A 25699-nucleotide genomic window follows, 5' to 3' on the forward strand; every position below is an offset into this window, starting at 1 on the left:
CCCCATCATTTCAGATCACAATATCCATAATACGCCGACTCCACAATGCCATCAGGACATAGACCACCAGACAGACACTCATGATCAGGCCTCCTGCCAGATTGCCATACAAAACGGCAAGCAGGTCTGCAGATGTCAGGCGTACATAGGCAATGATAGCAAGTGGGATCACAAGCATAACCTTCATCTCCAACTTCTTCTGCGCCATCATCGTCGTTATCTCCTCCTGTAAACTCATCTTCTCCCCTAACTTTGTGGCGGTCCTCTGAATATTTTTCCCATAGTTTCCTCCCAATCTCTTGGCAAATAAGAGGATCTCGCCAAAATCACAAGCCTCCTCCAGGTCCATCTGTTCTGCCAGCTCCATGTATGCCTGCTCTACTGCAATATTGACCTTTACTTTCTGATTCATCTGGTGTAGGGCATAGATCATGTCCTTGCCATCTTCCCCTAACATGGCAAGTTGCCCTTCTGCCTGCAAAAAACTGTTTTCCAGTGACATGCCTGACTGTAAAAAACCGGAAAGCAATTCCAATAACTCCTTAAAAGCCCGGTTCTTCCTTTGCCCTTCTTTCGCCTGTTTTTCCTCCCGATAAATACGGCTGGACAAAAGATATACCACCGGAAACCAGAGTAAGCCGTACCATGCATTGTAGAAGATCCACGCCACAAGCAGGGTCAGAAGAACAGCGATACTCACTTCCACCAAGGGCTTTTTTCTTTCACCTGTCCTACAGATCGTCTGTACTTTTGATCTCTTTGCATTTTGTTTTTGAGTATCCATGCGCCCTTCACCTTCTCTCCACTCCCCTTTTCCTCAAAAGAGAAAATCGGCTGTAACTGTATTTCCCCCTGCTCGACTCCCAGCACCTCGACGATCTCCCGCACCTTGCGGCTGCCATCACGCATACGCTCCAAATGAATGATCAGATCCACCCCCGAAGCGATCTGCGAACGCAATGCCACCAGCGGTATCTCGCCTGCCCCCAGTGCCATAGTTTCCAATCGGCTCAACATATCCTTTGCCGAATTTGCATGCCCGGTCGAAAAACTTCCGTCATGCCCGGTATTAAATGCCTGCAACATTTCGATGGCTTCCACACCGCGGCACTCCCCCACAACAATGCGATCCGGGCGCATACGAAGCGAAGTCCTGACCAGGTCGCGAATAGAGACCTGTAGTTTTCCTTCCATGGTGGCATCCCTCGCCTCCAGACGAACCAGATTGGGAACCGACGACATTTGCAATTCTGCCGAATCCTCTATGGTGATAACGCGCTGATCCTTTGGGATAAATTCGGACATGGCATTTAAAAAGGTTGTCTTGCCCGAGCCTGTTCCTCCCGATACAAAAATGTTGTATCCGCTCTGCACCAGTTGACAGATAAAGTCTGCTGCTTCCTGTGATAAAGCCTGCCAGGCGATCAACTTTTCCATCGTGATCTGCTCTTTTGGGAATTTTCGGATGGAAAGGACACTATGATCGACCGCGATCGGTGCCAGGACCATATTCACGCGCGATCCGTCTGCCAGTCTGGTATCTACGATCGGATGTGATGTATTCGCCATTTTATTGTTGGCAGACGCGATCCGCTGGATCACATCATCCAACTTCTCGTTGGAAGAAAAATGATACTTGGTCTCCTCCAGGCAGCCATTTCTTTCAATAAAGATCTGATCCGGCCCGTTTACCATGATCTCCGTGATCGTATCATCTGCCAACAGGTCTTCCAGAACATCCAGACGACGCAGGCCGTAAAAGATCCGGTGTTCCAATTCCATGCGATAGGCTATGGATAGATATTCCCCCTTTCCAACATCACAAATTTTCTGCCGAATGATGCCTAAGAGTTCCTCATCTGAAATCTCCCGCGTCATATCCAGATCCCGTAAGATCTCCTCCTGTATGCGTTTTTCAACCGATGCCATAAGCCAGTCCCTGTGCCATGACACCCTGGCGAATCATCCGACGTACAAACATGCCAAGATTGCCCTGGATGAGTTCTTCCACCGCATAGGTACCATCTACCAGATTACCTGCGGACATAGGAAGCAGGACCTCATGTACCTGCACTCCCGTGTAATGGTTCTCGGCGTATTCTACAAATTTTCCCTGACTCATCCGGTAGTAGTCTCCGGGTTTTCCCAGAACGATCAGTTCCTGACAGCCCGATATGATTTCCTGAAAGCCTCGGATAGTCCTGCCAAACAACAGCACCACCGTATCATAATCACTTGCCATCAACTGCTGAAAAAACGCCACCCAGGTTTCCTTTTCCACATCCGCCATTTCCTCCGGTCCTGCAAACGGACTGACATAATCCACCCCCATAAAACAGTTGGTATAGGCTCTAATGTCCTCGCCGCCCGCCTCCTGTCGGGTCATCAGATAAAGCAGATCGACAAAACTCCGGTTTCCCTGTTGCTTTGTCAGCATCTGTAAAATGCTAAGTTCCTCCATGTCTAAAAATAAGACCTTGCCACTCTCCCGATAGACCTGTGCTAAGGACAAAGCAAACGGTAATTGCAGTTCGTGTGAGATCGGTGAATAGATCCCGATAAACTGTGTCTTTTCCTTTCCGGCGCGGTGCCACCAACTGCTTGTCTCTTTCTGTTGCAGGCGCTTTAACATTTCTTCCACGATCTCCATAGATTGATATTTATAGACCATAGGCAGATGCTCATATTCGCTTGCAATGATCTCGTCACACAGATAAAACTTTTCGTGCACCATTTCTTTGCCGGAAAACTCTAAGACACTTAGGAAATCCTTGCTCAAAATTCCTATCGAATACACTGCCTCGCTTGCCAGGAACGCTTCCTCCGATGTAAACGAGACGATCGTCACATCCGAAAGACATTCCATCAGGTATGCCGCAAAGGCACGCACATATGCTTCATCGCTGTCACATACAACGATACTTTGTTTTGTCACTTTAACCCCTCCCTCAATAGACATCCTACCAATGCGAAAAAAATGCAGATGGTAAAATGCAGTTTTTCTCCTCTTTCTGTGAAATAAGCGGAATTTTGCTTGTAGAGCAGGACTTGGCATAAGCCGGCGTACATTCCATACATACGGCCTTTCAGTTGTCCTCTCAGAATCCATCGGCAAAGCCCTATGACGGCACCGATGATCAAAGAATAGATGATGACTGATAGCGCAAGACGACTTCCGAGTATAACCGATAATGCTGCAAAGCATTTGATATCCCCGGCACCCAGTCCCCGGATCAGATAGATCGGATACAAAAGTGCCACCGGCCAGATCAAGCGTATCAGAAATAGAACTACTCCCCCAGATCTTATCCCCATAAGCGAAAGCATGACGCCCGCTAAAATACCAAGTACGATCAACCCATTGGGTACACGCGTGGTCTTAAGATCTGTGCAGACCGCCGCGCATGAAAATACTATGGCTACTCCCCATGCAATAATTTTGGCTCACCTCCCCTTCCTTGCCCACAATTATTACACGATAAATCCCCTTCTGTCCATGATCTCTGCGATTTGTTTGATATTTGTCGAATTCTTACAAACTTTTTCACCTGTCTTTAAGCATATGCTCCAAAAAGCCCCTGTTTTTCTACAGGTGTGGCGGGCATTTTTTGTATAGTTTAGCCACGCATCTGATTTTGCATAGGCAGATACCATTACTTTTTGCATTTTGGGCAAATCCCAAAAATAACGAATTTTCTCATGTATGTATAAATTTAACATTCTGACTCATACTTTGTAATAAAGAGTAAAGGGATAGAAAGTGAGGTTATTTTATGCGATTACTTACCCATACAAAAAAGACAGACCCGCAGGTCCGCCTTCTTCTCGATGATCTGACTCAGACACAGCACGACCTTGCCAATGCATACTCCAATTTAGAGTACATGACAGATCCCGATCTGATCGATTACTATATTTATCAGGTAAAAGCCGTACAGATGCGGCATAAATTTCTCTTGACTAAGGTAAAACAGTTAAATCTCTAAATCTTTGCATAGCACACCCAAAAAGGGCCTAGGTGACCCAACGATCACTTAGGCTCTTTTCCTATCTTTTATGCGAAAAAACCGCGGTTGCTTTCCATAGCCCCCATGGACTCATTCAACTGTCCCTTACCATAGGTAAGTCCTGCCGTCACCTGCTGGGCATTTCCCATCATAGGTCCGCTGGCATCCTGTTTTGCCACCCGGACAAAGGATTCTTCCAGATCTCGCATGATCTTCCCTGCACTTTGGATCCTTTCGACCTTCTGCTCATACATGGCTTTCGCCAACTGTCTCTCCGCGAAATCATAAAGTGCATACAGGGAATAGGAAATCTTATAAGAAAAATCTAAGGCATCCTTTAAGTGTCTGACCACCTGTCCGCATTGGCGCAAAGCCTTGGTATAAGTATCTCCTGCCTCTTTTCCTTCCCCTGTCAGAGCCTCGATTGCCTCTTGTTCATAGGAAAAATAGATCTCATATAATACACATATCAATTCTGAACGATTGCTCGCCACGATTTTTCTGGTAAATGTCGCGATTGTTTCTGCTGTCATACCTTATATCCTTACTGCAATAACTGAAGTGCCTGTGTTGGCAGTTCATTTGCCTGTGCCAAAACGCTGGTGCCTGCCTGCTGCAAGACATTGTACTTGGTGTACTCTGTCATTTCCTCTGCCATATCTACATCTTCGATACGGGACAGGGCAGATTCCATATTTTCCTGCGTCTCATCCAAACTGCCAACCGTATAGTCCAGGCGGTTCTCATAAGCACCGATCTGGGAACGGATCTGGCTGATCGTTGAAATGGCACTATCCAGACGATCCATGGCTTTTGACGGTCCATTTACCGTCGTCACATCAATATCGTCAATATAGAGGCTGTCCACATTAGTGGACGGAATGCGCACCTGCATGGTCTGACCTTCATTGGCACCGATCTGCAGATCCATGATGCCGATATCTGTCACTTCCAGATTGATGACACCCGTAGTGGTCGTTCCGGCTGCTGTTGTCGCGCCTGCCTCAAAGCCTGCTTCCAAAAGGAAACTCATATTAAATCCATCTGTGTTGGTGATCGTGATCTTATTGCCATCATAGGAAACGGTCGCTCTCGGATCAAAAGCACTGTTTGCTGAATCCAAAGTCACTTCTGCATTATCGCCGGTGGTCACAACGGCTTTTGCATCCGGGTTCGTCTGCGTATTTGGGATGCCTGCGCCAAAGATATCTCCATCTTTTGACTGCTGTATCAAAGAAACCGATGCATGTGATCCATAGGCTGTCGAAGTAAAGGACAATGGCTTATCGATCCGGCTGATCGTGCACTCTCCGATCTCTGCCCCATCACGCAGGGCTGTGTAGATTTCTTCTTTTGTCATCTGATCTGTGATCTTGACGGTATAGCCATTGATAGAAAGTTGTCCGTTCTTGCCAACCAGATCATCTACCTGGATTCCTGTATCATAGGTCGCATTGGTCGCTGCCTTATCTACAGTCAGACTATAGGTGCCCTCTGCCACACTGTCAGAGACATAAATTCTTGAAATATTATCACGGTTTTCTTTGTCCGCATACACTCGCGCATCCAAAGAGCCATCCAAAAGGCTCTTGGTGTTAAATTCTGTCGTCTCGGAGATTCGGTCGACCTCATCACGCAAAGATGCGATTTCCAACTGACAGGCTTCCTTTTCTTTCTGTGAGTTGGTTCCGTTGGCAGCCTGTACCGCCAATTCACGCATACGCTGTAACATATCGGTCACTTCGCCAAGTGCGCCATCCACGATCTGAATGACGGACGTACCGTCAGAAGCGTTTTGTGATGCCTGATCCAATCCGCGGATCTGGGCTTTCATCTTATTGGAGATTGCCATCCCGGACGGATTATCTGATGCATGATTCAACTTTAAGCCGGAAGAAAGTTTCTCCATAGATGAACTCAGATTGTTCTCCGTTCCGAGTAACTGCTTATTTGTGATCACTGCTGAAATATTATTATTGATCTTCATATCTGATACCTCGCTTTATCCTTTGCCAGTTCGTTTTCATCTGTCGCATCCATGCGGGGTTTAAAGCGGACAATCCTTTGTCACACTTTTTATATCGGTTATCTGCCCTGCAACTTAACCGATCCTTGCTGATTTTTGCAGGTCCATCCTTAAGACAAAAGTCCTGCCACCTCTGCTACAAAACTCCGCGCGATCCCGTATAAGACCTTGGTCGAAACCGCGTCCTGCTCTTTTGTCACAGCAAAATCTGCGTCTTCCTTTTCATAGAAATCATCTACATTGGTCCCGGCATCCGCAGCGTAAGCAAAAGATACCGGCAGACCGGTTTCCTCACGCATAGCATTGGCTAAATATGGCATATGATCTGAAAACAGTCCGGCGATATCCTCCTTTTCAAAAGCCACATCGCCCGAGATCTGACCATTTTCATAGCGGAAACTTGCAGAGACAGCACCGCTTTCGTCCATATCCAGTGCCACATCGACCAGACCTTTCTCCTCGCTTCCACGCACGATCTTGAGGGAAAGATTGCCCAGTTTGTCTTCCACAAGGATCGGAATATTATAGGTCTCGCTCTGCTCTCCCATCTGTCCCAATGCCTGGATCTGAGTCATGACAAGTTTCATGCCACGCACATCGATCGAGGTCACATCTTTTTCCACCAGCATATTTTTCATGACCTTCTCTGCGGTTTCCTCTAATTTATGCTGGGCATCTGCCATTTCCTTTGGTGTCTTGCAGGCTTCGCCGTATTCCTCGATCAAATCTTCGATCAGATCCGAAATCTGCTTTGCGGATATATCCTGACTGTCACCGGAAGCAAATCTCTGTAAATTGCGATAGACGCTATTGCGGTCCTTAAGCATTTCCGAAATACTGCTCAGAAAAGCCGGTGTCTGTGGCAGGTCATATTTATCAAGCATCTGATAAACGGCTTCCTCGCTCTTTAATGCCTCTGCCACCTCTTGTCTGGTCTGCTCCCGCGCCATCTCCTCGACCGCTTCTTCTTCCTTAACATAAGCCGCATCCTGCCCGCTTAATGTCTCCTGCGGTGCCAAGCGCATTGCCTCAATAATATCCAGTTGGGATTTGAACTGCTCCGGTGTTAGATCCATGTAAGCGTCCTGACTTTCAAACTGCTTCATCTTGACCGGTGTCATGGTATCTTTTGCCTCATACAGGCAATTTGCCTGAAATGCCATCTCTGCCTGCTCAGTGATGGAAAGGGATGCCCGGTCAAAAGAGTCCACCTGCCCAAAGGAATCATCGACCGCATATTCCTGTCCGCTATGTTTGGTTGACCGCACTGCCGTCATGAGATTGCGCAGGGTCACATCTTTTCCCTGCATCATCAAGGCTCCGATCGCGGCACCATCGCCCGCTTCCACCTGATAGATCATACGGTAAATGCCAATGTAACTGTCGCGCTCCTCCTGACTGATGTCACCGGTCTGCTCTAATTTCCACAAAAACTTTGCATACTCATCGCTGTCCTGTCCGGTCTTGGATTCCCCTTGACCGGAAAGATCTTCCGCCAGATCGGTCAGATCTTTTACCGTCAGATCCAGCGGGTTATGCCCCTGTCGGATCATTTCCATGACACTGGCCGGCTTCATTGCCCGGAACATTTTCTGCACTGCCATATCGGACTGGCGCACCTTTTGGATATTTTCTTTGGTCAGATTCATCTCATTATATGCCAGAATACGCACGGCACGGCGGTTTTCCTCGGTCAGTTCCATGCCCTGATCCTGCAAAATATCATCCACATTGGCAAATGCCTTTTGTATGGAGTCTCCCAGATCTTTTCTCGGTTCTGTCCAGACCGTTTCGTAGCGGCTCTCAGCACTTTCAAATGCGGCAGATACCTTTCCCGCCTCTGCGCTCACCTGGCGCAGGGTCATTTCCTCCACTGCCGGTATCTGCGCTAAGAATGCTGCCGGTGCACTGCCAAGCGTCTCCTGTGCCTCTCTGTAATCCTGATAAACGGCAACATTCTCCGCTGTCTGCTCCGTATCATCCACGGAAAGCATCTGCTTTACATATTCTTCTTCCAAAGACTTGAGGGCATCTACCGTCTCCTCGATCGACATGATATCCATCGCAATGCCCTTTTTCAAAAGACTGTAATTCGCCTCCACACTCATCAGAAGCCTTGCTTCCTGCATCTGTCTCGTGCTTGTGATCGCATCCAGTTCTTTCATCTGTTTCGCATACAGATCTTTTGCCTGCCCCATCAGACTGTAGTCCGATAAAAGCATGGCATCCCCCGGCTCCTTGCCTTCTGCTACGGCATCTGCGATCTGTTCTGCTGTAGCGCCGCTCTCCTGATCCAAAGGCAGTTCTAACAACTTTGCCATATAGGTCAGATTTTCTGTAGTGACCGGAATCTGATTTTTGATCAGATAATTGCAATAAGTCAGGTTTTCATCGGAAGCCTCCATGCCTGCATCCGTAAGCATGGTCTCCAACTGGGCTTGCAGATCTTTTGGCAAAGCCTCCATGTCGTCTGCCACCCCACTTTCCGTTCCACCGGAAAAATACGCCTGATAGACATGATCAATAGTCGGAGACAGGTCATTTTTTAACATATAGCAGGCAGCCCCCAAGGACAGTTGACCATCCATCTCCTGCGTCTTGGTCATTGCGATCTGTCCTGCCGCAAGCGTATCCTCCTCCACCGGAAGATCGGAATTTTCCAGCGCATATTCCAACTGGACTTTTTGTCCCGCACTGTCACTCATAGCCTCCAACTTGGCATCCGAAATACCGCCCATCCGGGAAATATCCGCACCGCCTTTTGCCATAGCAACCTTAATACGATCTGTCACGGTCACAATGGTGTGTGCTTCCATATGCATAGGAGAAAATCCCTCCTCCTGCATTTTTTCGTAGTCCTTGCCCGAAGTCGTCTGGGCATAGACTGCCATCTGGTTATGTAAAAGACTGGCATCCGTTCCCTGTGCCAACTGTTCTTCCATTTTCTCTGCCATAGTCTTTTCTTTCAGATCATTTTTATTGTAAAAAGGGTTATTGACCGAGATACTGCGCAATTTTCCCTTAGCGATCTTTTGCTCACTTTGCGCGGCATCTGTGGTAGTCGCTTTTCCATCAACCTTTCCTACCTGCTCTATGATGTCTTTTCTTCCAATCTGCTCCAGTTGCATGCACTGCCTCCTTTATCTGCTGTATTATATTTCGGTCGTCTGTGGGTAAAACTTGACCTTTTAAGGCAGGAGCAATTTATCTCCGGCACAAATATGATCTCCGTTTTCGATATTATTTTTTTGACAGATCTGGCTGACCATATCTTCTGTTCCGTAGACTTTTCTGCTGATATCCGTCAACTTATCTCCCTGTTCTACAATATAATAGCCCTGCTGCAGATAAACGTTCGTCGTTGTGCTGTTATTTGCCTCGGCAGAAGCACTTGCCGTCGCGTTTTCGGTCGTTTGACTCCCCCCGCTATCGTCCTGTGCCTCCTGCGATCCATCCGCTTTTGCCAGTTCCTCTGCTCCCTTGCTGATGGTCTCCTCTATCATCTGGCTGCTGGCATCATCACTACTGCCACCCAGTGACGCGACCGTCTTTTGCATCTCGTTTAACTTGGTATAATTTTGAAAGAGTACGCCGGACAGCAGGATCATAACGACCAGGGCAACCGATACCGCCACTTTAGACATCTGGCTTTTTCCGCTTCCCCTGCGGTCATTCATATAAGACCGATACCTCGCCAGTGCCTCTCGATCCTGCCGGATTTCCTCGTCATATCGCTTCTCGTCATGCAAAAGGAAACGATCCATTTCATCCAGATCTGCCCGCTTTGCCATCTGCTCTTTTTTTCCATGATACTCACTGAGATAGGTACTCATCAGGGTATTCTTTTCATAGTAGACAAAAAATCCGCTTACCTCCTCCATGATACCATGGCGATCCATGTAAAGTTTTTCCCATTCTCCATAGGCATCATACAATAGGACATTGCCATGATCCCCCGGAAAATGACGGCTACAGATCTTTTGGATGTCCTCCATCCGGGTCGGCTCGCCCAGGCACTGCATTGCCCAACCTAAGATACTCCACTGGGGGAAATAATTTCTGACCTGCCGGTATATCCGATCCCAGATATCCTCGGAAAAGACCGGCATACCGCCTCCGAAACTGATCTGTTCCAGTTCCATAGCGCCTTTTATGTATAAATTGGGCTGCGGCCCTCCCTGACGGATCTCTCCTAGCAAAATAAAAGCATACCGTTTCTTCTGGCGACTGCTTCCATGTAAAAAACGATACACATAATCTTCCACGTACACGCGGGCATCTTTTGGCAAAGTTCCGATCTGTCTTACATTTCTTGGTTCCTCAACTACTTTTTCTACGGGTGTGGGTTCTTTTACTATTTCTATCATAACGGTCTCCTTTTTTCTTCACGCTACCACACCCCCGCGAAGAAAAATGTAGAAATTACACAAAAAAATCACCGGGATTTCTCCCGATGATCTTATAACTCTGTTCTGCCCTCCAGCGCACGTAGCAGGGTCACTTCATCAATGTACTCCAGATCGCCCCCTACAGGAACACCGCTCGCGATACGCGATACCTTGATGCCTGTCGGCTTGATCAGTTTGCTGATATACATTGCTGTCGTCTCGCCCTCCAGACTGGAATTGGTTGCTATGATAACTTCATCTACATCTCCCTGCAGACGCTGCATCAATTCTTTTAACTTGATGTCTGCCGGTCCGATCCCCTGCATAGGTGATATGGCACCATGAAGGACATGATAAACGCCCTCGTATTTACCGGTCTTTTCATATGCCGCCAGATCCTTGGTATCCTCTACGACCATGATCACCTTTTGATCTCTGGCAGGATTGCTACAGATCGGACAGATCTCATCATCTGTCAGCGTATAGCACTGCTTACAGTAGTGGACACCCTTTCGGGCACTGACCATGGCATTTGCCAGATCTTCTACTTCTTCTGTAGGCATATCAAGAATATGAAAGGCCAGACGCTGCGCCGACTTTGCACCAATGCCCGGCAATGTAGATAACTCTGCGATCAGTTTTGTGATCTGCTTGCTATAATAATCCATGTACTCTGCTTAGAATGGTAATCCGCCACCCATGCCTCCGGTTATTTTCGACATCTGTGTCTGTGCCTTTTCGTCCATCTGACGAAGTGCCTCATTGGTCGCTGCCATGATCAGATCTTCCAGGGTCTCGATATCATCCGGGTCTACGACTTCCTCGGATAACTTGATCTTTGTGATCTCCTTCTTGCCGGAAACTGTCACTTCTACGACACCGCCACCTGCGGTTGCTGTCAGTTCTTCTTCCTCTAATGCTTTAGATGCTTCTTCCATCTGACGCTGCATCTTCTGCGCCTGTTTCATAAGGTTGTTCATATTACCCATGCCACCACCGCCTGGGAATCCTCCACCTCTTCTTGCCATTTAAAAGTCCTCCTCTTCAATTTCAATATTTGCGACCTTTGCAAAATAATCTACCGCATTGGTATATAACTGGCTGCTTGCCGCACCTGATGTATTGACTTTCACAACGATCGGCACATGTTTACCGATCGCTTCTTCCACCATAGCCTCTAGATCTGCCATCGTATCTTCGCTGGCTAAGATCGAACTATTGATACTCTTGGCTCCTGGTGGCTCGTCATAGACGAGCATAAGTTGATTTTGCTCATTGACCGTCGGATAAGCACTTAAAAGTGCCTGCCGCAAAAGTCCGCTGGAACCAGAAACGATCTGTTTCCACTCACGGCACAATTTCTGCACTTCTTCCGGCATAGCATCCGGCAGATCTTTTTTCTGCACGGCAGATGCTCCTGCCCCAGATAGCCCCGGATTGACGGCTCCTGCGCTTGCCTGCTGCACCATGACTGGAACGCCCTCCTCGATCTTGTGCTCTACCACATCCAAACGATCTACGATCGCCTCGTAATCCTGTTCCATCTGCGGTCGGCACAATTTGATCAGTGCGATCTCGATCAACACACGTTTCTGTGATGACTGGCGTATCTGGTTGGACAGTTCCGAGAAAATACGGACATAACGCATCAGCGTCTCATCCCCTACCATGGCTGCCTCTTCCTTTAATAATGCCATATGTTCACTGGAAACTTCAAGCACATCTTCCATATTTGTATCGCTTTTTACCAACATAAGATTGCGCATATACCAGGTAAATTCGATAACGAACTGGTTTAGATCCCTGCCCTGTACGACCATCTCTTCCAAGACACCGATCGCACCTGTGACATCATGCTGTAAGACATGGCGGAGCAGTTGGCTAAAGATCTCATTATCCACAGCCCCCAGCACCTGCAATACCTTATCATAGGTCAGGTTTTCGCCCAGATAAAAAGCGATACACTGGTCTAAAAGACTTAGGGCATCACGCATAGAACCGTCTGCCGCCTTTGCCACATAGCGCAATGCCTTATCCTCTACAGAGATATTCTCCTTGACCATCAACTCCTGCAAACGTCCTGCAATAGTATCAATGGAGATCCGCCGGAAATCATAACGCTGACAGCGGGATAAGATCGTGATCGGAATCATATGCACTTCTGTTGTTGCCAGAATAAAGATCACATATGCCGGTGGCTCCTCCAAAGTCTTTAAAAGAGCCGCAAAAGCACTTGCAGAAAGCATATGTACCTCATCGATGATATAGACTTTGTACTTGCCCTCTGTCGGTGAATATGCCACTTCTTCTACGATATCTCGGATATTTGACACACTGTTGTTGGAAGCCGCATCGATCTCAAATACGTTCATGCTGCTGCCTTCCGCGATACGTTTACAGGTCTCACATTCATTGCAGGGACTGCCATCCACCGGATGCTCACAGTTGACTGCCTTTGCCAGGATCTTTGCCACCGTCGTTTTACCGGTTCCTCTCGTCCCGGTAAAGAGATAGGCATGCCCCAGCCGATTGGCTTTGACCTGATTTTTTAAGGCTGTCACAATATGATCCTGCCCCTTTACATCCTCAAAATCCTGTGGTCTGAATTTACGATATAATGCCGTATAAGACATCCTCTACACCTCTTACTTCCTAATCACCAAAACTGATGCCGATCCGCTTTGCTTCCTGAATCATCTGGCAGTCAGGATCTACCATCTTAAGTTTGCCCGCCACATCTTCCAGCGGAACACGCTTTGTCTGCCCATCGATCATAGCGATCATATAGCCATAATCTTTTTCCAGGATCGCCTGAGCTGCCGCAGATCCCAGTCTCGTACAAAGCACCCGGTCATACGGACAAGGACTGCCGCCCCGCTGTGTATGTCCCGGCACTGTCACCCTTGCCTCTGAACCGGTACGGTCTCCGATCAGTTTGGCGATCTCATAAGAAACGGACGGATATGGTGAATTTTCTCTCTTTTTCTTCCATTCCTTTTTGGAAAGTGCTGCATCCTCCTTGGAGATCGCGCCTTCCGCTACCGCTAAGATCGTAAAGCCCTTGCCTGCCTGATGGCGTTTATCGATCGCCTCGATCACCTTATCAATATCATATGGGATCTCCGGTAACAAAATAATATCTGCCCCGGATGCCACACCGGCATAAAGGGTCAGCCAGCCGACCTTATGTCCCATAACCTCCACGATAAAGACACGGTTGTGGGAAGCCGCGGTGGTATGAATACAGTCGATCGCATTGCAGGCGACATTGATGGCACTCTGAAATCCAAAGGTCACATCCGTTCCATAGATGTCATTGTCAATGGTCTTTGGAAGATGGATCACATTCAGCCCTTCCTCACGCAAAAGATTGGCTGTCTTTTGTGTACCATTGCCCCCCAGAATGACCAGACAATCCAGATTGAGTTTATAGTAAGTCTCTTTCATTGCCTCGACCTTATCCAGACCATTCTCATCCGGAATCCGCATCTGTTTGAAAGGCTGTCTGGATGATCCTAAGATCGTTCCTCCCACCGTAAGGATACCTGAAAAATCCTTGCTTGACAGCAGGCGGTAATTTCCATAGATCAAGCCCTTGTAGCCATCATAGAAGCCATATACTTCCAAGTCTTTGTCGTTCTCACTGAGTCCCTTGACCACACCTCGCATTGCGGCATTGAGTGCCTGGCAGTCGCCACCGCTCGTCAACATTCCAATTTTCATTCGTACCCCATCCTTTCTTTTTGATCTGTCTGTATTATTTACTTGTTGTACTCACCATATTCACAGCCTGCATGGGCAACTGCAATCTCATCGACCAGTTCCCACTCCCACTTTGGCTTTGCCCCATCCTTGTTCAGGTGCAGATGCTTGCGATATAACTTGATCGTACCACTGCCATTTCCGCCATTCCACAGATGGTCATGACGCTTGCTGCCATCCGGTGCTTCATAATTGATAAAAAGCATCTGATCCTTTTTGCAGGCGATCTCCGTACACATTTTTGACATCGGTGTTTCCTGCACAACACGCCATACAACATGATGCTTTGTCTCTTTACATTTAAACTTCGTCTTGGTCAGCGTCCATACCTTAGAAAAATTAAATTCAAACGGCTCGCCCTCATACCACATGGCTCCAAGTAATTTATTCTCCATAGCGACCGGTCCTACCTTTGGTCTGCCACCACCGATCACAAATGCGGAGTCCTTTAATTTTTCTCCGGTCGTCTTGCTGGTCAGATCACTGCTCGCCAACCATACCCAAGGGCTTGTGAAATCCCTGCCCCAGTTTTTATCTGCATATCCATAGGAATCTTCCTTGGAAACGATATACTCTTCGCCATTTAATACGACTTTTCCCTCGAAGGCAGTCTTCATGCCCTCACAATGCCAGAACATCTCAAAGGCCTCTGCATCGCGAAGTGGTTCGCTGGCGCCATAACCTACATTAAACGTCAGTTTTTTGTCCATGGTCAGATCCCAATACATCTTGCCAGCATCTGACATATATTCCGGATGCGCCTGACATTCTTCTTCGGTCACGTCCACCATACCAAGCGTTCTTGTCTCAGAGCAGAAACAGTTGTCTGCACTGATCAGGTAAGGGGCGTCCTCCTTGACCGTCACCTCATCCCATGCGAAGAAGCGGTGCAGCTGTATTGGATGTTCTCCCCAGCTACCGACCTTGACCATCATATAAGAAGGCTTGACCTGCTTTTTTTGATTTTCCTCGGTCTGCCCTAAAATGGCTTCTTCCCCGCCAAGTGCCGGGTTGATCGTAAAGAACTCTACAAAAAAGGCTCTCTCCTCTCCGGTCTTGCTATGGTGGGCTGTAAAGGAATGCCACCACCAGTCAAAGCCCTGTTCTGCCAGTTTTCCATGCAGCATGAATTTATTTCGACTGACATCCGAGTGGTTAAAATTGATCTCAGGCAGATCGACCTTGGTTTCCACCACCTCGACGCTCTGTCCGATCTTTTCCTCGATATCCCCGATGGTCTGCCCCACCTTTTCTTCTAATCCCTTTGCCTTTTGTTTGATCTCATCCAGATTTTCAAAAATCTTCATAGAAACACACTTCCTTACTTATACTCTTTTAGTTTGTCCTTGGTCATCACAGTGACCGGATACATCTGCCCATCTACCTCTACAGACGGTACGGTAGCATCATGCGCAAATGCATGCTCTTCCATATAGGAATACTTATCCGGTGTCTTGCCTGCTTCTAGGGTCTGTATCAGATTTTGTACCTTTGGTCCCTGATTGGGATTACATTCTCCCACATAGGAGATCTTATCTTGTAAAAGATAGGATAAAACTTCTTTATTCACGCCGTCAAAAGACATGACCATGATATCACCTGCCGCGATATCCGACCCCACATGATAGCCGGCATCCTCGATCGCCTCAATGGCTCCGAATGCTTCATTGTCATTCTCACAATAGACAACATTGATGTCATCATACTGCTTGAGCAGCGTGCTCATGGCTTCCTTGCCCTTTGCCTGAGTAAATTCTCCCGGCACCTCCGCCAGAAGATTCCAGCCATAGGTGACTACCGCATCCTGCAAGCCCTTGGTCCTGCCGATCTGCGCGGATGCACCGATCGTTCCCTGAATATTGACAATATGCAGACTGTCCTCTGCTATGCCCTTGGCGACCGCATATTGATGCAGCCATGCGGTTGCCTTTTTTGCCTCTAATTCAAAATCAGATCCCACCCAGGAGTTAAAGAGTGTCGGATCCGACACTGCCACCTGGCGGTCAATGACAATAACCGGGATATTGGCACTGCGCGCCTCCTCTAAAACGGTCTCCCAACCTGTTTCCGTCACCGGGGCAAGCACGATATAATCAACATCCTGCTGGATGAACTTGCGGATTGCCATGATCTGATTTGCCTGTTGCTGCTGCCCATCCTCGATCAGTAACTTGTAACCCTGATCTGCGGTAAAGGTCGACTTCATGGATTCGGTGTTGGCCGATCTCCAATCCGACTCTGCTCCCAGTTGGGAAAAACCGATCACGATCTGCTTGCTGTCCTGACTTTCTGTATCCTGTGATGTCGCTGCCGTCGTCGTATCTCCACAGCCTGTTGTCAGCGTAAAGGCTGACAATAAGACGCTAAATACAGCAACCAGCCGGCTTGCCATACTGCGTCTGGTCTTTTTGATTCCTTTCATTGTAAAAACACCCCTTCTAATACCACTTCTTATTATCTCCGAATTGCGACAATTTCGCAACACCCATACCAAAAGAAAACGAAAAATAGAGATGACGCCGGATATGCGTTCATCTCTACTTTTCTCATGTCGTTTCTAAAAAAGAAGGAGGTTATTTATTTAAACTTTGTGCTTTTTTCTTACGTGCCATAACTACACTCTGGATCACTAAGAAGAGACAGAGCATTGCGGCGATCGTAATTCCTGTCCACCAAGCCTGATCCAGACCTGCAGAAGAAACGATATTCTGAATGGTGCTCAAAGAAAGTACACCAAAGAGTGTGCCGATGATATTTCCCACACCACCGGTCAGCATGGTACCACCGATGATAGAAGATGCGATGGCGTTCATTTCCATACCCATGGCATGGGAAGCAGAACCGGATCCAACATGGAGGAAATATACAAATCCGCCAATACCTGCTAACAAACTACAAATCAGATGTGACAAAAACTTTGTTCTTCTGACATTGATACCAAGCATGAGTGCACTCTGCTGGTTGCCACCAACAGCATAGAAACTACGTCCCAACTTGGTCCAGCGGAGCATGATAAACATGAGGATGACGACCAGAAGTGCTACAACCACACCGATCTCTACATATGCATCCACATATCTGCCTAATTTGTTGACAGAACCCAGTCCCGGAACGATCACTCTGGTATCCTTTAATGCAACGAATGCTTCGTTTTGCACATTGAAAGGATTGGTGTTGACGATCGTCGTCATACCTCTGGCAAAGAACATACCTGCCAAAGATACAATAAATGGCTGGATATCTAAGTAGGCTACCAGATAGCCCTGAACAATACCAAAGGCAAGACCGATACCAAGGGAGATCAGCACAGCCCCTAAGATGGAACCGTTATGATAATCCAGATATACGGCACTGCACATGCTGACCAGTGCTACCACACCACCAACGGAAATATCGATCCCGCCTGTGATCATGACCAAACTCATGCCGCAGGAGGTAATGATCAGTGCTCCGTTTGCATTTAACATACTAAGGAAGGTCTGCGGCCTCAAAAAGCCCTCTCCCTGGAATACGATCGCTCCAATATACATCAGGAAAAAGATAACGATCGTGATGGTCAGAAGCATATTCGTATCCGTCATATTTTTGATTTTGTATCCAATACCTTTTTGTGCTGTAGAAGTCTTATTAGCCATATTATGCTACCTCCTTTGCACGGAATTTTTTGCCAAGACCTGCCAGTTTTTCACGGACAACCGGTGCACTCAGGACAACCAGTAAGATAACGACAACCGCTTTGTATGCCGGAAGTGCATCGGATTGCACATCGAATTTGTAAAGGGTCGTTGTCAAGAACTGGATAACATAAGCACCCAGAATAGATGCCGCCATATTAAACTTACCACCACTTAAGGAGTTACCGCCAAGTGCTACGGCAAGAATGGCATCCATTTCAATATCCTTTGCGATAACGGAATAGTTGATCGTTGAAAGTCGGCTGACCTTGATCAGACCAACAACGGCAACGCAAAGTCCTAAGATAACAAAACTCAAGAACTTGATAAAGGTCGGGTTGATACCGTTTAAGCGGGATGACTTTTCATTGATACCAACAGCCTGTGTGTAAAGTCCCAAATTTGTAAATTTCAATACCAGCGCGATAATGATAACGCAGGCAGCCGCGATAAAGAACGGCGTTGGGATCGGAATTCCCGGTAAAAATCCACCATAGTAGCCAAAAGACGGATCACTGATCAATGGCAATTCATTGTTGTTGATCCAGGCTGCAATGGAACGACCTGCAGTATATAGGATCAGGGTTGCGACCATCGGCTGTATCTTAAAGTGGGCTACCAGGACACCGTTGAATGCTCCAAATAACATAGATACAAGACATGCTACCAAGAATGCCACCAAAACCGAGGTACGAAGTGTCTCCGGTCTGGAATTGGAACCACAAAGTACACGCAGGATCACACTGCCCGCAATGGCAACGGTAGCGCCCACACTGATATCCTGTCCGCCGGAAGCAGCCGTTACCAGTGTCATGCCGATCGCTAAGATGGCAAGTTCTGAACCATAGTCTAAGATGGTAATCAGATAACCGGATAAGACCGGTGCCCCGGAACTACTGTATCCAAGTGTGATCTTAAAGAAAGACGGATCTGCGATCAGATTGAACACAGCCAGGATCACAAGCGCTGCCACCGGGATAAACATCTGCTGTCTTACCAGATTACTGAAAAATCCAGATCCTTTCGTTTTTTTCACTGCTGTATTTCCCATGATTAATTTTCACCTCCAGCGATTGTACTCATAATCTTGTTCTGTGTCAGATCTTCTCCGGAAAGTTCGCCAACCACCTTGCGATCACGCATAACGATCAGGCGGGAGCAGGTACGGAGCATTTCATCTGTCTCAGAAGAAATAAAGGTCACGCTCATACCTTCGGAAGCCAGTTTCAATACCAATTTCTGGATGTCGACCTTGGTTCCGATATCGATACCACGTGTCGGCTCATCCAGGATCAGATAATCCGGATGGGTCAGAAGCCAGCGTGCTAAGATACATTTCTGCTGATTACCACCGGAGAGTGATTTGATCGGTGTGTCAGCGGATGCTGTCTTGATATCCAGAAGTTTGATGTATTCTTCCGCATATTTGTTTGCCTCTGCCTTTGAGAGCGGACGGAAGAAGCCACGCATTACCTGCATTGCAAAAATAATATTTTCCCGAACGGAGAGATCTCCGATAATACCGTCATTCTTACGATCCTCCGGTAAGTATGCAATACCGTTTTTCATGGCATCGATCGGTTTTGTAATCTTAATCTCCTTACCGTTCTTCTTTACCTTTCCGCCAAGCACATGATCGGCGCCAAAAATAGCTCTGACACATTCACTTCGACCGGAACCCAGAAGTCCGGTAAATCCATTGACTTCACCCTTTTTGATGTTGAAATCAAATGGCTTGATACCCGCATTACTGTAAAGTCCTTCTGCCTCAAATACAATCTGGTCTGCATCCTTGCCACTGTATGGCTCCTGCTCGCCGCGGATATCGGACATATCATCCAATTCTTTACCAAGCATCTTGGCAACCAATTTCACACGCGGCAGATCTTTGATCTCATACTGACCTACCAGTTTGCCGTCACGCAGTACCGTGATCTTGTCACAGACCTCATATACCTGATCCAAGAAGTGGGTTACAAAGATAATGCCTACGCCTCTGGATCTCAGATCCCGCATCAGGGTAAAGAGTTTTTCTACTTCCTGCTCATCCAAAGAAGATGTCGGCTCATCTAAGATCAGAACCTTGCAGTCCATATCTACCGCACGAGCAATGGCAACCATCTGCTGGACGGCGATGGAACAAGAAGCAAGCTGCTGCGTTGCCTTTGCCGGAATGTCGAGAGACCGCAATAATTTGTCAGCATCCGCATTCATTTTCTTCCAGTCCTGATAGATATTTTCTGTTCTACCTATGTACATGTTTTCAGCTACTGACAAATTAGGACAAAGTGTGATCTCCTGGTACACCGTACTAATTCCCAGTCTCTGTGCATCCTGTGGTGATCGGATGGATACTTCTTTGTCATTTCCCTCTACGAAAATCTGACCATCGTCCTTTTCATAAACGCCTGTCAAAACCTTGATCAGTGTCGATTTTCCAGCTCCGTTTTCGCCCATCAGAGCATGAATTTCACCGCCACATAATGTAAAATCTACATCCTGTAAAGCGCGAACTCCAGGAAATGATTTATTGATATGTTTCATTTCCAAAATGGTTTTATTACTCACCTGCGTTTCACTCCTTTTCTTTAAAAAATGCGTGATGCCATGCGTAGAATCTTCGTACGCCGCACCACGCATTTTCAAAATTTTTAAATTGTCAGGAAAGATTAGATTCCGTACTTATCAATGTCTTCCTGTGTGATCGTTGTAGCATCAAATCCCTTTTCTTCCATGATGACTACCTTGTCTTCTAATTTCTCGCCAGCCTCTAACTTCTTGATGATGCCATCAATGGTAGATGCCTGATAAGGGTTGCACTGTCCATCATAGTTCCAGTTCTGGTTCAAGAGTTCTTCCAATGCCCATGAGTTGCAGTCAAATCCCATAACGATAACGTCTTTGCCAACGCCGTGAGAGATGTTTGCCTTGTCAAGAGCTGCTACAGCACCCTTAGCCATGTCGTCGTTCTCAGCATAGATAACATTGAACTTTGTTCCCTTGTCGATCTCTGACTGAACGATCTGCTGTGCTTTCTCTGCGTTCCACTCTGCTGTCTGCTGTGTAACGATGTTCCAGTTGTCATCTGACTTAGCCTTCTTATCCAAAGCGCCGGTACGTCCCTGCTGTGCTGCAGAACCCATAACACCCTGAATGTGGATGATATTGTATTCATCTAAGCCCTGATCTGCTAACCAATTAACTGCTGTCTCGCCTTCTTTGTCCATATCAGATACGATAGATGCTTCATATAAACTGTCATCAGCGTCGATTGTACGGTCGAATAAGATAACTCTGATGCCTGCATCCTGTGCATCCTTTAATACGGAATCCCATCCTGCTGTATCAGCAGCAGAAAGAAGAAGATAATCAACACCGTCCTGAATGAACTTCTGTGCTGCTGTGATCTGCTCATCGTTCTTCAAACTGTAAGCAAAGGAAGCGTCATATCCATTCTCCTTTGTGAACATTTCTTTCATGTCCTTATCGTTTGCTGTACGATAACCAGACTCATTAGGATCATTGTTGATGATACCTACTTTGATCAGATCTCCTGATCCTGAATCAGATGACCCCCCATCTGATGATGCGCCCTTAGATCCACAAGCGGCTAAACCAAATACCATTGTGAGTGCCAAGATGGCTGCAAGAACTTTCCTCTTCATATAATTGTACCTCCCAAATTATAAATTTTAAGGACCATCCCTTGATGTATTACATTCTATGAGATGATCCTTTATTTATCCATGCAGAAAAATCTCAGAAAAGTTGAAATTCTTCTGTCTTCCATATTTTATTTGATTTTTTTATGTTTGAAGTTGATTTTTTTATTTTGCTTCAACGTAAGGGAGAATCACACGTACACTTGTGCCCTCTCCGTAGACACTTTCAATAAAAATGCCATATTCTTCACCGAAATTCAGACGGATCCTTTCGCAGACATTGTAAAGCCCGTAAAAGTCCTTGCCGGTCAGGACCTTATTTTGTATGCCGGACTGCACCTGCCTAAGGCGCGTCTCGTCAATACCGATACCGTCGTCTGTCACGGTGATGGTAAAATCCTTTTCCCCCGCCTCCCCACGAATACTGATATGCCCCATGCCGCGTTTATTCTTGATGCCGTGATAGAGGGCATTTTCTACCAGCGGCTGGATCGTGATCTTGGGGATACTGTAAATATAAAGGGCTTCCGGCACCTCAATATCATAACTTAAGATATCCTGATACCGGACATGCTGGATCTCCAGATAACTCTTTACATGGAGCATTTCTTCCTTAATGGAATTGATGTCCTTCCCCTGATTTAAGGAAGTACGGAAGAAATCCGAAAGATTTCGCACCATACCGACGACCCGCTTCTGTTCGCCTGCTTCTGCCAGCCAGATGATGGCATCCAGCGTATTATAGAGGAAATGCGGATTGATCTGTGCCTGCAAAAGTTCAAATTCCGCCTTGCGCAGACGGATCTGCTCTGTCGTGACCTGTTCCAAAAGTTCGTTGATCTTATCGATCATGGTATTCATGGAATTGCTGAGTGCCGTCGCTTCCACACCAGTATTGACGTTGGCACGGACAGACAGATTTCCCTTGGCAATCTCATCCGTCACCTGGCTCAATTCCTTAAAAGGCCGCGTGATGCTCAGCGGAATCAGATAAGACATGATACCGACTGCGACCACAACGCCCACCAGAGCGATCAGGCAAAAACGGAGCATCCAGGTGTAGAATTTCTGGTAGTCATCCTTTGACTTCTGGATCCCCTGGATCTCATAGTAGGTGTATTGCGAGATCTCGTCCCGCACCAGGGTCGTAACGATCTGGACATCATTTTCCCAGATTTCCATGTTCTCCTCATACAGATTGCCCTCTGCCATGTTTTCATCAATACGCGCCACATAGACCTGCAAACTATCCAAATATTTACGGATATCCTGCAAACGATCCCGATTATCCTGCGATTCTGTGATATTTTCCAAGCCCTTGACGACATTTTTGGCATGACGCAGCATGGGGTCTACATCCGACTCCTTGAGTGTCTTATTACCAACAATCACCAGATAGATCTCATAGTCAAAATCTTTCTTAAAATCCAGACTGAACTCACTCGCCACCAGCGTCGAGTTGATCATGTCCTCATAACGCTGATTGCCGGACCAAAGATTGTAAATACTAAAAAAGAGGATGGAAAAAATTGGCACCAAAAGGACAAGATACGAAAATCGGATCTTGGTCGCTAATGTGGATCGATTGTAAAATTCTATCCATCGTTTTCTCATACCGTCTTGGCTCCATTTCGATACTGGGTCGGTGTCATTCCCTGAGTCTTTTTAAAGAGATAGGAAAAATAATGTGCATCCTTATATCCCACCAAAAGACTGATGGCACTGCTCTTTTCGCCGGTGCAGCGCAAAAGTTCCTTTGCTTTTCCCATGCGGTAATCTGTCAGGTATTTGATAAAGGTCTGACCGGTCTGCTGGCTGAAAATGGTACTCAGATGGTTGGGTGAGAAATTGACATAGGAAGCAACCGTATTTAAAGACAGATCTTCCTCTGCATAGTTCTCGCCTATATAATGCATGACCTGCTCTATCACATCACGGTAACGGTCAGTTGCCCGCTGTTCCCGTAGGTTGACCGCCTTTTGTAAAATGCCCTGCACATAGTCCATGGCTTCTTTTTCATCGCCCACAATACCGGAATTTAAGTCCGGTGCAGCCACCTGCTCTTTTCCTACATGAATACTCTCCAGGAAATCACTGACGCAGAAGTAGGCATCCATGACGATATACTGGCGGAAAATACCGGATTTTAAGGCATTTGTACCGACTCCGCGGAAAAATTCTTCCACAAAATATACCACTTCATCCGAACCGCCCACCTTTAAGAATTCCGTGATCTTACCGCGGTTGACTTCCTTGGTATTGACACTCTCGATAGAAAATGCCTCCTCAGCCTCCGCCTTTTCACTGTCCTGACTGCGAATGACCATATTCTCCTTTTGCAGATAACGATGTGCAAAAGCACGTCTCGCCTGTTCAAAGGACTCCGGCAACTCCCGCAGACGGTTGACCGGCTCTCCCATGCCAACATAGTAGACCAGATGATGATAGGTGCCGATCGTTTTCTGCAAGACCTCTAAGAAAAGTTTTTCCTTTTCCTCGATCTCTTCCCTGCTGTCTCCCTTAAACAAAAGCGCCTTTCCTTCCAGACTGCGCTCGAATGCCAGTACATCGCTCTCGGATTCATAGGCCTTTAAGGTTTCTTCTGCCTCTACAATACTACTGGAGAACTCATCTCTGGCATGTCTGGTCGATTTGATCTGTACCAGGACGATATTGTACCAGATGGCAGAAATATCCAGTTCCAGATGGTCTGCCATTTCCAGCAATTCGACCGGCGTCTTGCTTCCGGTCACCAGATACTTAAAGAAATCTTTACGGTTCTTCTGGACATTTTCTTCCATTTCCCGCTGATACTGCTCGCGGACTTCCTGTTCTCTCTTTTTCTCCCGGATCTTTTCCGCTAACTGATCCAACTCCTGCAAGAGTTCATCCCCACTGATCGGTTTGGAAAGATACTGTGCCACACCAAGTTTGATGGCTTCTTTGGCGTAGGCGAACTCCTCAAATCCTGTCAGGATGATGATCTCGATCCATGGCATCTCCTTCTTGATCAGTTTGCTCAATTCCAGACCATCCATAAAAGGCATACGGATATCCGTAATGACGATATCCGGTTTACATTTTTGGATCATAGGATAGGCAACTTCCCCATCGCCTGCTTCCCCGCAAAATTCATAACCATGGGAAGCCCAGTCAATATTATTCTTGATGCCTTCCCGCATAACGAATTCATCTTCGACTAAAAATACCTTCAACATATCTCATCTTCCTCTGTTTCCTCCACCAGATAAAGCGGACGCTTCTTGGTCTCCAGATAAGTCTTTGCCATGTATTGCCCCAAAATACCCATACACAGAAGTTGTATGCCCGCAATAAAGATAATGATGCAGACCATGGAAGGCCAGCCGGAAGTCGGATCACCAAAGATCAGCGTTCTTACTATGATAAAAATGATCGCAACAAATGCCACCAGGCAAAATACCATCCCCATCACCGATGCGATCACAAGCGGTGCCGTTGAAAAGGCAACGATGCCGTCCAAAGCATACAGGAACAACTTCCAGAAAGACCATTTTGTTTCTCCGGCAGACCGTTCAATATTTTCATATTCCAGCCACTTCTTCCGGAAACCGACCCAGCCAAAGATACCCTTGGAAAAGCGATTGTACTCCCCCATGCTTAAGATCGCCTTCACGACCTTGCGGTTCATCAACTGAAAGTCTCTGGCTCCATCCACAATATCTGCATTTGAAATCTTCTTCATAATATGGTAGAACATTCTGGCAAAAAAGGACCGGATCGGCGGCTCTCCCTTTCGGGTAACACGGCGCGAGCCTACACAATCATAGCCTTCCTCCTCGATCGCCTGCAGCATTTCCGGCAACAATGCCGGCGGGTCCTGTAGATCTGCATCTAGAATCGCCACATAATCTCCTGTTGCATTCTGCAAGCCGGCATAGATGGCTGCCTCCTTTCCAAAATTTCTGGAAAAGGAAACATATCGCACACGCGCATCCTTTTTATGTAAATCCCGTAGAACTTCAAGGGTTCCATCCGAAGATCCGTCATCAATAAAGAGATACTCGATCTCCACTCCAGGTAATTTCTTTTCTACCCGCAATGCCTCCGCATAAAAGATAGGCAGTGCCTCCTCCTCATTGTATGCCGGAACCACCATGGTCAACTTCTTTTCACTCATACTCTTTCTCTCTGTCAAAAT

General features: G+C 46.9%; 23 protein-coding genes. 1 reads left to right on the plus strand and 22 read right to left on the minus strand.

What is annotated here, in order from left to right; genetic code table 11:
• Window positions 1–10 precede the first annotated feature (10 nt).
• Genes H8R94_RS06270 through H8R94_RS06290 form a run of 5 tightly spaced genes read right to left on the minus strand, consistent with a single transcriptional unit; the run spans window position 11 to window position 3720 of the window.
• On the minus strand, window positions 11–706 hold the full coding sequence (locus H8R94_RS06270) for a type II secretion system F family protein (protein ID WP_186854169.1): 696 nt from the start codon (window positions 704–706) through the stop codon (window positions 11–13).
• Complete coding sequence (locus H8R94_RS06275) at window positions 697–1929, minus strand: CpaF family protein (RefSeq protein WP_118280469.1); 1233 nt, start codon at window positions 1927–1929, stop codon at window positions 697–699. Before H8R94_RS06275 ends, H8R94_RS06270 begins: the two co-directional genes overlap by 10 nt.
• Complete coding sequence (locus H8R94_RS06280) at window positions 1916–2935, minus strand: hypothetical protein (protein ID WP_118280470.1); 1020 nt, start codon at window positions 2933–2935, stop codon at window positions 1916–1918. The genes H8R94_RS06275 and H8R94_RS06280 overlap by 14 nt, the downstream gene beginning before the upstream one ends.
• Window positions 2932–3438, minus strand: a complete 507-nt coding sequence (locus H8R94_RS06285; protein ID WP_118280471.1) for an A24 family peptidase — start codon at window positions 3436–3438, stop codon at window positions 2932–2934. The genes H8R94_RS06280 and H8R94_RS06285 overlap by 4 nt, the downstream gene beginning before the upstream one ends.
• Before the next feature lie 33 nt (window positions 3439–3471).
• Window positions 3472–3720, minus strand: a complete 249-nt coding sequence (locus H8R94_RS06290) for a hypothetical protein (RefSeq protein ID WP_186854170.1) — start codon at window positions 3718–3720, stop codon at window positions 3472–3474.
• Window positions 3721–3773: 53 nt separating this feature from the next.
• On the opposite strand from H8R94_RS06290, the gene H8R94_RS06295 reads away from it, so the two are divergent.
• On the plus strand, window positions 3774–3986 hold the full coding sequence (locus H8R94_RS06295) for a DUF2508 family protein (RefSeq protein WP_118280473.1): 213 nt from the start codon (window positions 3774–3776) through the stop codon (window positions 3984–3986).
• A gap of 68 nt (window positions 3987–4054) precedes the next feature.
• On the opposite strand, the gene H8R94_RS06300 is transcribed toward H8R94_RS06295, so the two are convergent.
• The 17 genes from H8R94_RS06300 to H8R94_RS06380 all read right to left on the minus strand — a co-directional run bounded on the left by H8R94_RS06300 (window position 4055) and on the right by H8R94_RS06380 (window position 25678).
• Entirely contained in the window at window positions 4055–4540 is a 486-nt protein-coding gene (locus H8R94_RS06300; protein ID WP_186854171.1) for a flagellar protein FliS, read from the minus strand.
• An 11-nt stretch (window positions 4541–4551) separates the two neighbouring features.
• Window positions 4552–5994 (minus strand): flagellin N-terminal helical domain-containing protein, encoded by a 1443-nt coding sequence (locus tag H8R94_RS06305; RefSeq protein ID WP_118535037.1) that lies wholly within the window; start codon window positions 5992–5994, stop codon window positions 4552–4554.
• 149 nt (window positions 5995–6143) lie between these two features.
• Window positions 6144–9161 (minus strand): DUF6240 domain-containing protein, encoded by a 3018-nt coding sequence (locus tag H8R94_RS06310; protein ID WP_186854172.1) that lies wholly within the window; start codon window positions 9159–9161, stop codon window positions 6144–6146.
• Window positions 9162–9221: 60 nt separating this feature from the next.
• Window positions 9222–10400: a LysM peptidoglycan-binding domain-containing protein gene (locus H8R94_RS06315; RefSeq protein WP_186854173.1), complete on the minus strand. Its 1179-nt coding sequence runs from the start codon at window positions 10398–10400 to the stop codon at window positions 9222–9224.
• 92 nt (window positions 10401–10492) lie between these two features.
• Window positions 10493–11089, minus strand: coding sequence for a recombination mediator RecR (recR, locus tag H8R94_RS06320; RefSeq protein WP_118280478.1), 597 nt, complete (start codon window positions 11087–11089; stop codon window positions 10493–10495).
• 9 nt (window positions 11090–11098) lie between these two features.
• Entirely contained in the window at window positions 11099–11449 is a 351-nt protein-coding gene (locus H8R94_RS06325; RefSeq protein ID WP_118280479.1) for a YbaB/EbfC family nucleoid-associated protein, read from the minus strand.
• Window positions 11450–13054: a DNA polymerase III subunit gamma/tau gene (gene dnaX, locus H8R94_RS06330; protein WP_186854174.1), complete on the minus strand. Its 1605-nt coding sequence runs from the start codon at window positions 13052–13054 to the stop codon at window positions 11450–11452. It lies immediately after the preceding gene.
• A gap of 19 nt (window positions 13055–13073) precedes the next feature.
• Window positions 13074–14144, minus strand: a complete 1071-nt coding sequence (locus H8R94_RS06335) for a 6-phosphofructokinase (RefSeq protein ID WP_118280481.1) — start codon at window positions 14142–14144, stop codon at window positions 13074–13076.
• A gap of 38 nt (window positions 14145–14182) precedes the next feature.
• Entirely contained in the window at window positions 14183–15490 is a 1308-nt protein-coding gene (locus tag H8R94_RS12075; protein WP_243238469.1) for a hypothetical protein, read from the minus strand.
• A 14-nt stretch (window positions 15491–15504) separates the two neighbouring features.
• Window positions 15505–16605 carry an ABC transporter substrate-binding protein gene (locus tag H8R94_RS06345; RefSeq protein ID WP_243069497.1) on the minus strand — a complete coding sequence of 367 codons (1101 nt, stop codon included), beginning with the start codon at window positions 16603–16605 and terminating at the stop codon, window positions 15505–15507.
• A 151-nt stretch (window positions 16606–16756) separates the two neighbouring features.
• The gene (locus H8R94_RS06350) at window positions 16757–17818 is read right to left on the minus strand and encodes an ABC transporter permease subunit (protein ID WP_118280482.1); all 1062 of its coding nucleotides are present in this window, start codon (window positions 17816–17818) and stop codon (window positions 16757–16759) included.
• Between the two features lies 1 nt (window position 17819).
• Entirely contained in the window at window positions 17820–18908 is a 1089-nt protein-coding gene (locus tag H8R94_RS06355; RefSeq protein WP_118280483.1) for an ABC transporter permease, read from the minus strand.
• Between the two features lie 2 nt (window positions 18909–18910).
• Window positions 18911–20401, minus strand: coding sequence for a sugar ABC transporter ATP-binding protein (locus H8R94_RS06360; RefSeq protein WP_118280484.1), 1491 nt, complete (start codon window positions 20399–20401; stop codon window positions 18911–18913).
• Between the two features lie 125 nt (window positions 20402–20526).
• Window positions 20527–21522, minus strand: a complete 996-nt coding sequence (locus H8R94_RS06365; RefSeq protein ID WP_118280485.1) for an ABC transporter substrate-binding protein — start codon at window positions 21520–21522, stop codon at window positions 20527–20529.
• Window positions 21523–21684: 162 nt separating this feature from the next.
• Complete coding sequence (locus tag H8R94_RS06370; RefSeq protein ID WP_118535031.1) at window positions 21685–23133, minus strand: sensor histidine kinase; 1449 nt, start codon at window positions 23131–23133, stop codon at window positions 21685–21687.
• Window positions 23130–24737 carry a response regulator gene (locus H8R94_RS06375; protein ID WP_186854175.1) on the minus strand — a complete coding sequence of 536 codons (1608 nt, stop codon included), beginning with the start codon at window positions 24735–24737 and terminating at the stop codon, window positions 23130–23132. The genes H8R94_RS06370 and H8R94_RS06375 overlap by 4 nt, the downstream gene beginning before the upstream one ends.
• Window positions 24731–25678, minus strand: coding sequence for a glycosyltransferase family 2 protein (locus H8R94_RS06380; RefSeq protein ID WP_186854176.1), 948 nt, complete (start codon window positions 25676–25678; stop codon window positions 24731–24733). Before H8R94_RS06380 ends, H8R94_RS06375 begins: the two co-directional genes overlap by 7 nt.
• Window positions 25679–25699: the final 21 nt, after the last annotated feature.

Source organism: Roseburia lenta (assembly GCF_014287435.1).
GTDB classification, from domain to species: Bacteria; Bacillota; Clostridia; order Lachnospirales; family Lachnospiraceae; genus Pararoseburia; species Pararoseburia lenta.